Origin of the sequence: Actinomadura geliboluensis, assembly GCF_005889745.1 — a bacterium.
Taxonomy (GTDB): domain Bacteria; phylum Actinomycetota; class Actinomycetes; order Streptosporangiales; family Streptosporangiaceae; genus Spirillospora; species Spirillospora geliboluensis.
On record NZ_VCKZ01000291.1, the window covers coordinates 1 to 11,690 of the forward strand.

Below are 11,690 nucleotides of genomic sequence, written 5' to 3' on the forward strand. Positions count from 1 at the left end.
GACGGCGGGGGCGCCGAGTTCGAGGGTCAGCTGGCGCGGGCCGTGCCCGGCGGGCAGCCCGGCCAGCACCGGGACGCCGAGCGGGCCGAGCCGGGCGGCGAACACCGCGTCGAGCTCGGCGGGGTCGCCGCAGTCGCGCCAGGTGCCGAGCGCCACCCCGGCCGCGCCGTCGAACCAGCCGGACTGCAGGAGCTGCACGAGCATCCGGTCGATCCGGTAGGGCGCCTCGGTGACGTCCTCCAGGAAGACGATGCGGCCCGCCGCAGGCGGCGGGGCGTACGGGGTGCCGGCGAGGGCGGCGAGGAGCGACAGGGTGCCGCCGGTGAGCGGGCCCTCGGCGCGCCCCGGGCTGAGGGCGTGCGTGCCCGGCAGCGTGACCGGGCCGCCGAACAGGGCGGCGCGGAGGGCGTCGAGGGTGTCGGTGTCGGGTTCGTCGTCGGCGAGGAGGCCGGCGGGCATGGGGCCGAAGGACGTCGTGACCCCTAGGCGCGTTCCAAAGGCCGCGTGCAGTGCGGTGATGTCGCTGGAGCCGTGCAGGATCTTGGGCGCGCCGGACGCTGCCGTTGCGGCGGCCAGGGCGTCCCAGTCGAGGTGGTCGAGGACGCGGGTGGCGCCGTAGCCGCCGCGGGCGCAGACCACCGCGCGGACGCGCGGGTCGCACCAGGCGGACTGCAGGTCGGCGGCCCGGTCGGCGTCGCCGCCGGCGAGCCGGTGCCAGCCCTCGCGGACCGGGCCGGGGGCGCCGAGGTTGACACGGTCGAGGGCGTGCTTGCCGACCACGGCGTCAAGGCCGAGGTCGCGCAGCAGCGCGCAGCCGGCCTCCAGCCGGGCGGGCTCGGCGGGGCCGCTGGGCGCGATCACCGCGACCCGGTCGCCGGGGCGCAACCGCCCGTACCGGCGGGCCCGTCGCGCCCGGCCGCGGTCTCCGGGCATGCCGGCACCCGGCGCGGCCGGCGGCCCGTCTGCCGTCTCCGCGCGGGCGCCCCCGCTCTTCAACCCGATCCCTCCTCGCACCGCGACGGATAGAGCTTGTCAGGATCCGGACGCCAGTGGAAGAGGCGCCCGGTCACGACCCGCCAACAGATCATCGCCAACAGATCATCGCCCCGTGCCGAGCGCGAGGCCGGCGAGGCGCGGCAGCGTCTCGCCGATCGGCCGCCGCAGGACCGCGTCGGCCAGCCCATCGTACGGGGTCGGCTCGGCATTGATGATCACCAGGCGGGCGCCGGCGTCGACCGCCTCCAGGCACAGCCCGGCGGCGGGCTGCACGGTCAGCGAGGTGCCGGCGGCCAGGAACAGCTCGCAGTCGCGGGCGGCGGCGATCGCGGCGTCCAGCACGTCCGGGTCCAGGGACTGGCCGAAGGAGACCGTCGCGGACTTCTGCAGGCCGCCGCACGCCGCGCAGGGCGGGTCGTCCTCGCCGGCGTCGACGCGGGCGAGGACCTCGGGCATGGGGGTGCGCAGCCCGCACGACAGGCAGACCGCCTCGCGCACCGTCCCGTGGATCTCGATGACCGCGGCGGCGGACGACCCGGCCCGCTGGTGCAGGCCGTCGATGTTCTGGGTGATCAGGGCGCGCAGCCGCCCGGCCCGCTCCAGCTCGGCGAGGGCCGCGTGCGCGGCGTTCGGCTCGGCCGTCCAGACGGGGTCGTCGCGGCGGGACCGCCAGGCGCGCCGCCGCACCTCGGGGTCGGCGAGGTAGGAGCCGATCGTGGACATCGCCTCCGCCGCCGGATCCCGGGTCCAGACGCCGCGCGGGCCGCGGAAGTCGGGGATGCCGCTGTCGGTGGAGACCCCGGCGCCGGTCAGCACGGTGATCGCGCCGACGTTGGGCAGAAGCTCGGCGAGCGTCAGGGGAACGTCCACCCCGACATGGTAGGTCCCGCGCGGGGGTCATGGTCCGCTCCGGTTAACGGATGGGTATCGGGCCGGCCCTTACGCTGGGTCACGGACCGGCCAGTCCGCAAAAGGTGACAAACTTGCCCTGGTATGAGGTCGACGCCGCACATCCTGGTGGTCAACGGCACCAAGGTCCGCCGCCCGGTGTTCATCCTGGGGGCTCCGCACTCGGGTGCGGAGCTGCTGGCGCGCGCGGTCAAGCGGACCCCCGGCTTCCATCTGACCACCGGCAGGCCCGGCGTGCTGCGCGTCACCTACGCGTTCGCACGGCAGCCCTCGATCGCCTCCGACCGGGAGAAGGGCGCCGCGCGGGTGCTGCGGGACGCCTACGCCGAGGCGTGGCTGGTCTCGGCGCGGGCCTGCGCGCAGTGCCCGGACGAGTGCCGCGAGCTGGCCGGGCTGCCGCCGCGGCCCCCGGCCCCGCCGGGCGCCCCGGCCCCGGCGCCCGCGGAGGCGTGCGCGGACGCGCAGGGCCTGGAGCGGTTCGCCGACGCCTCCCCCGACCTGATCTACAGCGCCGACGTGCTGCTGGACGCCTTCCCCGACGCCCAGCTCGTCCAGGTGATCCGGGACGGCCGGGACGCGGTCGCCGACATGCTCGAAGACGAGCGCTGCCTCGCCTGGTTCAAGCCGGGCCTGGCCAACCTCGACACGGTGTTCCCCAACCCGTTCTTCGGCGTCGAGGACCACACCGACCGCAACCGGTGGCCGCGCGCGGCCACCGCGGTCAAGTGCGCGCTGCGCTGGCGCGGCTCGGTGCGGCTCAGCGCCAGGCTCCGCCAGCAGGTCCCCGAGGAGCAGCTGCTCACCGTCCGCTACGAGGACCTGCTGGCCAAGCCGCGCGCCATCGCCGCGGGCCTGTCGGAGTACCTCGACGCGCGCGTCCCGAGGTCCGCGCTGTCGGGCCTGGTGCGGGCGGGCGAGGCGGCCGACGGCGGCGTCGGGTCGTGGCGCGACCGCCTCACCCCCCGGCAGGCCGCCCAGGTCGAGAAGGTCGCGGGGACCGAGCTGCGCAGGCTCGGCTACCGCACCGGGCCGCAGAGCTGACCACGCCGCCGCGCCTGCGCGCGGCTAGTCGGCGCCCAGCGGCTCGGTCTGCAGCTCCACGTCCCGCTGGTGGGCGAACTGCGTGCGGTACAGCTCGGCGTACAGGCCGCCCTCCAGCAGCAGCTCCTCGTGCCGGCCGCGCTCGGCGACCCGGCCGCCGTCGATCACCAGGATCTGGTCGGCCTCCCGGATCGTGGACAGCCGGTGCGCGATCACCAGCGAGGTGCGGCCCGCGAGCGCGGTGCGCAGCGCCCGCTGCACGGCCGCCTCGGACTCGGAGTCCAGGTGCGCGGTCGCCTCGTCCAGCACCACCACCGACGGCGCCTTGAGCAGCAGCCGGGCGATCGCGAGGCGCTGCTTCTCGCCGCCCGACAGCCGGTAGCCGCGGTCGCCGACGACGGTGTCCAGGCCGTCGGCCATCTCGGCGACGAGGCCGCCGACGTGCGCGGCCTCCAGCGCGGCGAGGATCTCCTCGTCGGTCGCGTCCGGGCGGGCGTAGCGCATGTTCTCCCGGATCGTGTCGTGGAACAGGTGCGCGTCCTGGCTGACCACGCCGATCTCGGCGCGCAGCGACTCCAGGGTCACGTCGCGGACGTCGGCGCCGCCGATCCGGACCGCGCCGCCGGACACGTCGTACAGCCGCGACACCAGGTGGGTGATCGTCGACTTGCCCGCGCCGGACGGCCCGACGAGCGCGACGAGCTGCCCGGGCTCGGCCCGGAAGTCGACGTCGTGCAGCACCTCGCGGCTGGGCGAGGTGTCGGTGCGGGCGATCGACTCCAGGGACGCCAGCGACACCTCGTCCGCCGCCGGGTAGGCGAACCGGACGTGGTCGAACTCGATCGACGGCGCCTTGGTGAGGCTCGCGGCGGGCGAGCGGCTCTCGGCGAGCGCGCGGGCGTCCTCGCGGTCGCGGATCAGCGGCTTGAGGTCCAGGACCTCGAAGACCCGGTCGAAGCTGACGAGCGCGGTCATGACGTCCACGTGGACGTTGGACAGCGCGGTCAGCGGCCCGTACATGCGGGTCAGCAGCGTCGCGAGCGCGACGAGCGTGCCGAGCTGGAGGGTGTCGCCCACGACGAGGTAGCCGCCGACGCCGTAGACCATGGCGGTGGCGAGCGCCGCGACGAGCGTCAGCGCGGTGAAGAAGACCCGCCCGTACATGGCGGCGACGACGCCGATGTCGCGGACGCGGGCGGCGCGGCCGGAGAAGTTCTCCTCCTCCTCGGCGGGCCGCCCGTACAGCTTGGCGAGCATGGCGCCGGCCACGTTGAAGCGCTCGGTCATCAGCGAGCCCATCTCGGCGTCCAGCACCATCTGCTCGCGGCTGACGCGCTGCAGCCGCTTGCCGACCCACTTGGCCGGCAGGACGAAGATCGGGAGCAGCAGCAGCGCGATCAGCGTGACCTGCCACGACAGGAACAGCATCGTCGCCAGCACCAGGATCAGGCTGATCACGTTGGACACCACCGACGACAGCGTGGTGGTGAGGGCCCGCTGCGCGCCGATCACGTCGTTGTTGAGGCGGCTGACGAGCGAGCCCGTCTGCGCGCGCATGAAGAACGCGACCGGCTGCCGCTGGACGTGCGCGAACACCTGGCTGCGCAGGTCGTAGATGAGCCCCTCGCCGATGCGCGCGGAGTACCAGCGCTGGGCGAGGCCGAGCACCGCCTCCACCAGCGCGAGGCCCGCGACGGCGACGGCGAGCCACACCACGATGTCCTGGCGGCCCGGCACGATGCCGCTGTCGATGATCGACTTCAGCAGCAGCGGGTTCGCGACGACGATCACCGCGGCCAGCGAGTTCAGCGCGAGGAAGATCACCAGCTCGCGCACATAGGGCCGGGCGTACCCCGCGATCCGCCCGACGGTGCCGGGCTTGAGCTTCTGCCGGGTGACGGAGCTGTCCTTGCGGAACGAGGCCATCACCTGCCAGCCGTTGCCCGGCATTCCCGGCATTCCCACATCTGCCTCCGGCGCGTCCGTGCCATCGATGCCAGCGGCATCGACGTAATCAAGTAAGCATCTCAGTATCCGGCGGGGACAACGCCGCCCCGCCCGCCGCGCTTCCCGGCTCCGCTCACGGCGTAACGGCTCTGGACAACGCGTCCCGCCGGTGTAACTGTGATCATCACCCCCAGGCTCACACCCCCCGGGAGCCCACAGATGAAACGACGCCTCCACGGCGGCGCCGGCGCGCTCACCCTCGCCGCCGCGCTGGCCGCCGCGACCGCCCTCCCGGCGGCGGCGGACGTCCCCGCGAGGGACGGCGCCGCCCCGCGCCTGACGGTGGCGGGCGGCGAGACGCAGCCGGTGTTCTCCCGCGCGGACGCCGTCACCCAGACCGTCACCATCGAGACCACGGCCGACAGCGACCGCGACGGTGTGCGCGACCGGGTGCAGATGCGGATCATGCGCCCGAAGGAGACCGCCACCGCCGGCCTGAAGGTCCCGACGATCCTGGAGGCCAGCCCCTACTGGGCCGGGATCAACAACGTCCCCAACCACCCGGTCGACATCGGCGACGCGCGGGCCCGCTCGCTGACGACCACCCAGCGCGACCTCGCCGACGTCTTCCCCGGCTACTACGACAACTACTTCCTGCCGCGCGGGTACGCCGTCGCGAACCTCGACAGCATCGGGACGGGCGGCTCGACCGGCTGCCCGACGTCCGGCGACCGCAGCGAGCAGGCGGGCGCCAAGGCCGCCGTGGACTGGCTGAACGGCCGCGCCCGCGGCTGGGCCCCGGACGGCACCCCGGTGAAGGCGACCTGGTCCACCGGCAACGTCGGCATGATCGGCCAGTCCTACAACGGGACGCTGCCGAACATGGCCGCCGCCACCGGCGTCGAGGGCCTGAAGGCCATCGTCCCGATCGCCGGGATCTCCAGCTGGTACGACTACTACCGCGCGGGCGGCGGCGTCGTCGCGCCCGGCGGCTACCAGGGCGAGGACCTCGACGTCCTGGCCGAGGCCGTGCTGACCCGCGAGAACCCCGAGGTCTGCGCGAAGGTCATCGAGGAGATCGAGGCGACGCAGGACCGCGAGACCGGCGACTACTCCAAGGTCTGGGCGGCGCGCGACTACGTGGGCCAGGCGCGGAAGGTGCGCGCCGCCGTCATGGTCGTGCACGGGCTCAACGACTGGAACGTCAAGGTCAAGAACTCCGTGCAGTGGTGGAACGCGCTCAAGGAGGCGGGCGTCCCGCGGAAGCTGTGGCTGCACCAGGGCAACCACTCGACGCCGTTCCGCTGGCGGGTCGAGGAGTGGCTGCGGCAGACCCACCACTGGTTCGACCGCTACCTGTACGGGATCCGCAACGGGATCGAGAACGAGCCGCGCGTCGACGTCGAGCAGGCGGACGGTACGTGGGAGACGGCCAAGGACTGGCCCATCCCCGGCACCCGCACCGTCCCGGTCAGCCTGAACGCCGGGCCGTCCGGGCAGCCGGGCACCCTCGGCCTGCGGCCCCGGCCAGGGGCGCCCCAGTCGTTCACGGACGCCGGCCGGACCCGCACCGCCGAGCAGCTCCTCGCCGATGAGGACCTGGCCGACCCGAACCGGCTCGCCTACCTGACCGGGCCGCTGCCGAGCGCCGTCCGGGTCGACGGCATTCCCTCGGTGTCGCTGCGGGCCTCCCTGGACGGCCGGTCGCCGTACCTGACGGCGCTGCTGGTCGACTACGGCACCGACACCCGCCCGACGGGCTCCCGCGTCACCACCGCCGAGCAGGTGTGCTTCGGTGAGAGCGTGCCGGGCGACCCCGGCTGCACCTACCGGCAGCAGCTCGCGACCCAGACCGCCCCCTACAAGATCATCACGCGGGGGTGGCTGGACGCCCGGAACCGGCACGGTTTCAGCCGCAGCGAGCCCGTCGAGGCCGGGAAGCCCTACACGTTCCGGTGGGACCTCGAACCCACCGACTACACCGTGAAGGCCGGCCACCGGCTCGGCGTGATCCTGCTGTCCACCGACTACGACTACACGCTGCGCTACCCGGCCGGGACCGAGGTCTCCGTGCGGCCCGGCGTCAGCCGCGTGCTGCTGCCGCTGGCGCGCGGCGGCCGCGAGGCGCTGAAGTAGCCGCGCCGGGGCGGGCCGGGCGTCCCCCGGCCCGCCCCGCGGCGGTCACTTGCCGAACATCTCCCGCAGCCGGCCGATCTGCTCGCGGCGCTCGGCGGCGCACTGCTGCTCGAGCGTGTTCTCGGCGGCCTCCCACAGCAGCCGCTTCGTCGCCACCGCCGCGCCGGGGTTCACCGCGAGCAGCGCCTCGGTCAGGTCGCGGACGGCGCCGTCCAGGCCGTCGCGCGGGACGACGATCTCGGCGAGGCCGAGCCGGGCCGCCTCGTCGGCGAGCACGGTCCGCGCCGTCAGGCACAGCTCCAGCGCCCGCCCGATGCCGACGATCTCCACCAGCGGCTTGGTGCCGGTCAGGTCGGGGACGAGCCCGAGCGCGGGCTCCTTCATGCAGAACTTGGCGTCGTCGGCGGCGACGCGGATGTCGCAGGCCAGCGCGAGCTGGAACCCGCCGCCGATGGCGTGGCCGTGCACGGCCGCGACCGTGACGATCTCCGGGCGCCGCAGCCAGGTGTAGCCCTCCTGCAGCTCGGCGATGAAGCGGTCGGTCGCCGCGGCGTCCGAGCCGTCGCTGAAGCCCTCGCCGTCACCGGAGAACATGCCGAGGTCGATCCCGGCGGAGAAGCAGGCGCCCTCGCCCCGCAGCACGACGACGCGCACGTCCGCGGGCAGCGAGCGGCCGATCGCGGCGAGCCCCCGCCATGTGTCGAACGTCATGGCGTTGCGCCGCTCGGGCCGGTTCAGGGTGACGGTCGCGACGGCGCCGTCCACCTCGAACCGGAGCCCCGCCTTGGCCAGGTCGGTCCCGGCCGGGACCGCCGTGGCCGTTTCCGGCCGCCCGGCCGCTGTCGCGTCCCCCACTGGTCTTCCTTTCGATGAGCGTGCCCCCGCCCGATCAGGCGGGGGCAATGGCGGGCCCGCCCCGCCGTCCACGGGGCGGGACCCGCTCGCCCGTTCCGCCGCCGCGACCGAACCCTACTCGGTCGGCCGCGGCGCCGGATCAGGCGGTGCGCTCATCCGGGGGCCGGTGTCCGGTCAGGACTTCTTGCCCCGGGTCGCGCCGCCGCGACCGCGCAGGTTGACGCCGGACTCGGTCAGAATCCGGTGGATGAAACCGTAGGAGCGGCCGGTGGCGGCTGCCAGGGCGCGGATGCTCTCACCGGAGTCGTACCTCTTCTTCAGGTCCGCCGCCAGCTTGTCGCGCTCGGCACCGGTCACGCGGGTGCCCTTCTTAAGGGTCTCGGCCACGAGTACCTCCCGTAGTGATGTGGTGACCGCTGCGTTATCCCCCGCCATGATCAGTCATTCCCGGCTGTTCGGCTACCCACTCGGCCAGAAAAGATCTGCGGAAGTCACCGCGCAGGTCACGCGAGCGCCACCAGATCGGCAAACTCGTCACTCCAGATGTCTTCCACACCATCCGGCAGCAAAATCACTCTTTCCGGCGCGAGCGCGTCGACCGCCCCCTCGTCGTGGGTCACCAGGACGATGGCCCCGGCGAACGTCCGCAGGGCGCCGAGGATCTCCTCGCGGCTCGCCGGGTCGAGGTTGTTGGTGGGCTCGTCCAGCAGCAGCACGTTCGCGCTCGACACCACCAGCATCGCCAGCGCCAGCCGGGTCTTCTCGCCGCCGGACAGGACCCCCGCGGGCTTGTCGACGTCGTCGCCGGAGAACAGGAACGAGCCGAGGATCTTGCGGACCTCCACCGGCGCCATCCCGGGCGCGGCCGACTGCATGTTCTCCAGGACGGACCGCTCGACGTCGAGGGTCTCGTGCTCCTGCGCGTAGTAGCCGATCCGCAGCCCGTGGCCGGGCACCACCGAGCCGGTGTCGGGCTTGTCCACGCCCGCCAGCAGGCGCAGCAGCGTGGTCTTGCCGGCGCCGTTCAGGCCGAGGACGACGACGCGGCTGCCCCGGTCGACGGCCAGGTCCACGTCGGTGAAAATCTCCAAAGATCCGTACGATTTCGACAAACCCTCCGCGGTGAGGGGGGTCTTGCCACACGGCGCGGGCTCCGGGAAGCGGATCTTGGCGACCTTGTCGGCCTGCCGCTCGCCCTCCACGCCCGCCAGCAGCTGCCGGGCGCGCCGGTCCATCTGCTGGGCCGCCTTCGCCTTGGTGGCCTTGGCGCGCATCTTGTCGGCCTGCGACAGCAGCGCCGACGCCTGCCGGTGCGCGTTGGCCGACTCGCGCTTGCGGCGCCGCTCGTCGGTCTCCCGCTGGTCGAGGTACTTCTTCCAGCCGACGTTGTAGATGTCGATCACGCTGCGGTTGGCGTCCAGGTGGAACACCCGGTTGACCACGGCGCCCAGCAGCTCCACGTCGTGGCTGATCACCACCAGGCCGCCCTGGTGGCCCTTGAGGAAGTCGCGGAGCCAGACGATGGAGTCGGCGTCCAGGTGGTTGGTCGGCTCGTCCAGCAGCAGGGTGTCGGCGCCGGAGAACAGGATGCGGGCCAGCTCGACGCGGCGCCGCTGCCCGCCCGACAGCGTCCCGAGCGGCTGGGTCAGCACCCGGTCGGGCAGGCCGAGGCTGGAGGCGATCGACGCCGCCTCCGCCTCCGCCGCGTACCCGCCGAGCACGTGCAGCCGCTCCTCGAGGCGCCCGTACCGGCGGACGGCCCTGTCCCGGTCGGCGCCCGTCGCGGTCGCCATGACGTCCTCGGCGGCGCGCAGCTTGCGGATCACCTCGTCCAGCCCGCGGGCGGACAGGATCCGGTCGCGGGCCAGCTCGCCGAGGTCGACGCCGCGCGGGTCCTGCGGCAGGTAGCCGATCGTGCCGGAGGACGTCACGGCGCCCTGCGCGGGCAGCGCCTCCCCCGCCAGCACCTTGGTGAGGGTGGTCTTGCCGGCGCCGTTGCGGCCGACGAAGCCCACCCGGTCGCCGGGGTTGACCCGGAACGAGGCGGCCTCGATCAGCAGCCGGGATCCGGCGCGCAGCTCGATGTCTTTCGCGATGATCACAGTGACAGGGCTCCCCTGACGGACGGCTCGGTGGACAGGCGCACGAAACGGCGCGCCGCGCGGTCCATCGACCGTGGGCGCGCCGGGCGCACTGTCAGTTCGGGAGCGGAACCATCCGTCAAGTGTACGTGACCCGAGGCCGGCACTGGTCATGCCGATCGGGTGCGTGCGATGTGTGAACGCCGCGCGCGGGGCCAGGATGAGGACACGGGCGTGCGGCGGAGAGCACAGGGGGACCCGGGGTCCCGCCACGAAGGAGTGTGAGACGTATGACCAAGGTCACCGGCAATTCACCCGAGGGCACGCCGACCTGGCTCGACATCGGCGTCCCCGACCTCGACCGGGCCAAGGCGTTCTACGGGGCGCTGTTCGGCTGGGACTTCGAGGACGCGGGCCCCGAGGCGGGGCACTACCACACGTGCATGCTGCGCGGCGAGCCCGTCGCGGGGATGATGCTGAACCCCGAGGAAGAGCCCGACGTGTACTGGTGGAGCGTCTACTTCGCCACCGACGACTGCGACGGCTCGGTGAAGCGCGCCACGGACGCGGGCGGGGAGGTCGTCGTCCCGGCCATGGACGTCATGGACATGGGCCGCATGGCCATCATCAGGGACCCGCGTGGCGGCCAGTTCGGACTGTGGCAGGGCCGCACCCACACGGGCTCCAGGATCGTGAACGAGCACGGGTCGTTCGTCTGGAACGACCTGTTCGTCCCCGGCGACGCCGGGCCCGCCCGCGAGTTCTACAAGGCGCTGTTCGGCTACCAGGTCGAGCCGATGCAGGGCGCCGAGGGCCTGGACTACACCACCGTCGCCCGCCCGGACGGGCGGTTCATTGGCGGCGTGCTCGGCGGGGAGGGCCTCGTCCTCGGCGGCGGCTCGGAGGAGGTCGCGTCGTGGCTCACCTACTTCGCGGTCGACGACGCCGACGCGGCGGTCCGGCAGGTCCGGGACGGCGGCGGCACGGTCGACGAGGAGCCGGCCGACACCCCGTACGGGCGGATCGCGACCGTCCGCGACCCGTTCGGCGTGCCGTTCCGCGTGATGAAGCCCGCGCCCGCCCCGGAGTCGTGAGAGGAAGGCCGGGGCCTGGACGCCGTCCAGGTCCCGGCCCGCTCCGGCCCGGTCAGCCGCCGCGCTCGGCGGACAGGCGCTGGGTGATGGTGCGTTGGAGCCGCTGCAGCCCGGTCGTGCCGACCAGCCCGATCTGCCCTTCGAGGTCGCGCAGCAGGACGTCCTCGTTCATCACGACCTCGGAGGACTGCATCAGCACGGTGCCCTGCCCGGTGAAGTCGAACTGGTGCTCCTCGCCGGACTGCCCGCCGATCCCGAACGCCATCCGCGCGGCGCCGAACGCCCCGCGCATGTACGAGTGGTCGTAATGGTGGCAGGGGGACGGGCAGTCGGCCCAGCCGAGCAGCGCCTGCGGGTCGACCCTGATCGGCGGCTCGACGAAGTGGACGGGCCCGTTGGAGGCCGCGACGAACCGTCCCGTCCCGATCAGCGTCAGGAACCCGGGGATGATCGACTGCTTGAGCTCCAGGCCCGGCTCGAACGCCAGGAGGTTCCCGGCGCGGACGGTGAGGTTCCCGTCCTCCAGGTCGAAGGAGTTGACGTCGAACCCGCGGTCGGCGAGGACGAGCTTGCCCTGCCCCTGCGCGACGATCCAGTCCTGCGCGTACTGCTTGCTCTGATACCCCACTGA

The 11,690-nt window shown here is 73.5% G+C and carries 10 protein-coding genes; 3 read left to right on the forward strand and 7 right to left on the reverse strand.

Going from position 1 to position 11,690, the window contains the following annotated elements:
• Window positions 1-933, reverse strand: a 933-nt coding sequence (locus ETD96_RS31135; RefSeq protein ID WP_138640062.1) for a S66 peptidase family protein, incomplete at its 3' end; no start/stop codon positions are given.
• 165 nt (window positions 934-1,098) lie between these two features.
• Window positions 1,099-1,866, reverse strand: coding sequence for an SIR2 family NAD-dependent protein deacylase (locus tag ETD96_RS31140; RefSeq protein WP_138640063.1), 768 nt, complete (start codon window positions 1,864-1,866; stop codon window positions 1,099-1,101).
• A gap of 123 nt (window positions 1,867-1,989) precedes the next feature.
• Here ETD96_RS31140 and ETD96_RS31145 point away from each other — a divergent pair, with 123 nt between their 5' ends.
• Complete coding sequence (locus ETD96_RS31145) at window positions 1,990-2,946, forward strand: sulfotransferase family protein (protein WP_138640064.1); 957 nt, start codon at window positions 1,990-1,992, stop codon at window positions 2,944-2,946.
• 24 nt (window positions 2,947-2,970) lie between these two features.
• Here the strand turns inward: ETD96_RS31145 and ETD96_RS31150 are convergent, their stop codons facing one another.
• The gene (locus ETD96_RS31150; RefSeq protein WP_138640070.1) at window positions 2,971-4,896 is read right to left on the reverse strand and encodes an ABC transporter ATP-binding protein; all 1,926 of its coding nucleotides are present in this window, start codon (window positions 4,894-4,896) and stop codon (window positions 2,971-2,973) included.
• A gap of 216 nt (window positions 4,897-5,112) precedes the next feature.
• Between ETD96_RS31150 and ETD96_RS31155 the strand changes: the two genes are divergently transcribed.
• On the forward strand, window positions 5,113-7,029 hold the full coding sequence (locus ETD96_RS31155) for a Xaa-Pro dipeptidyl-peptidase (RefSeq protein WP_138640065.1): 1,917 nt from the start codon (window positions 5,113-5,115) through the stop codon (window positions 7,027-7,029).
• 45 nt (window positions 7,030-7,074) lie between these two features.
• On the opposite strand, the gene ETD96_RS31160 is transcribed toward ETD96_RS31155, so the two are convergent.
• From ETD96_RS31160 to ETD96_RS31170, 3 genes are all read right to left on the reverse strand, one after another.
• Window positions 7,075-7,884 carry an enoyl-CoA hydratase/isomerase family protein gene (locus tag ETD96_RS31160; protein WP_138640066.1) on the reverse strand — a complete coding sequence of 270 codons (810 nt, stop codon included), beginning with the start codon at window positions 7,882-7,884 and terminating at the stop codon, window positions 7,075-7,077.
• 174 nt (window positions 7,885-8,058) lie between these two features.
• Window positions 8,059-8,271 (reverse strand): helix-turn-helix domain-containing protein, encoded by a 213-nt coding sequence (locus ETD96_RS31165; protein ID WP_021596738.1) that lies wholly within the window; start codon window positions 8,269-8,271, stop codon window positions 8,059-8,061.
• Window positions 8,272-8,387: 116 nt separating this feature from the next.
• Window positions 8,388-9,986: an ABC-F family ATP-binding cassette domain-containing protein gene (locus ETD96_RS31170; protein WP_138640067.1), complete on the reverse strand. Its 1,599-nt coding sequence runs from the start codon at window positions 9,984-9,986 to the stop codon at window positions 8,388-8,390.
• A 269-nt stretch (window positions 9,987-10,255) separates the two neighbouring features.
• On the opposite strand from ETD96_RS31170, the gene ETD96_RS31175 reads away from it, so the two are divergent.
• On the forward strand, window positions 10,256-11,059 hold the full coding sequence (locus ETD96_RS31175) for a VOC family protein (protein ID WP_138640068.1): 804 nt from the start codon (window positions 10,256-10,258) through the stop codon (window positions 11,057-11,059).
• A 52-nt stretch (window positions 11,060-11,111) separates the two neighbouring features.
• On the opposite strand, the gene ETD96_RS31180 is transcribed toward ETD96_RS31175, so the two are convergent.
• A partial coding sequence (locus tag ETD96_RS31180; RefSeq protein ID WP_138640069.1) for an AIM24 family protein occupies window positions 11,112-11,690 on the reverse strand: 579 nt, incomplete at its 5' end.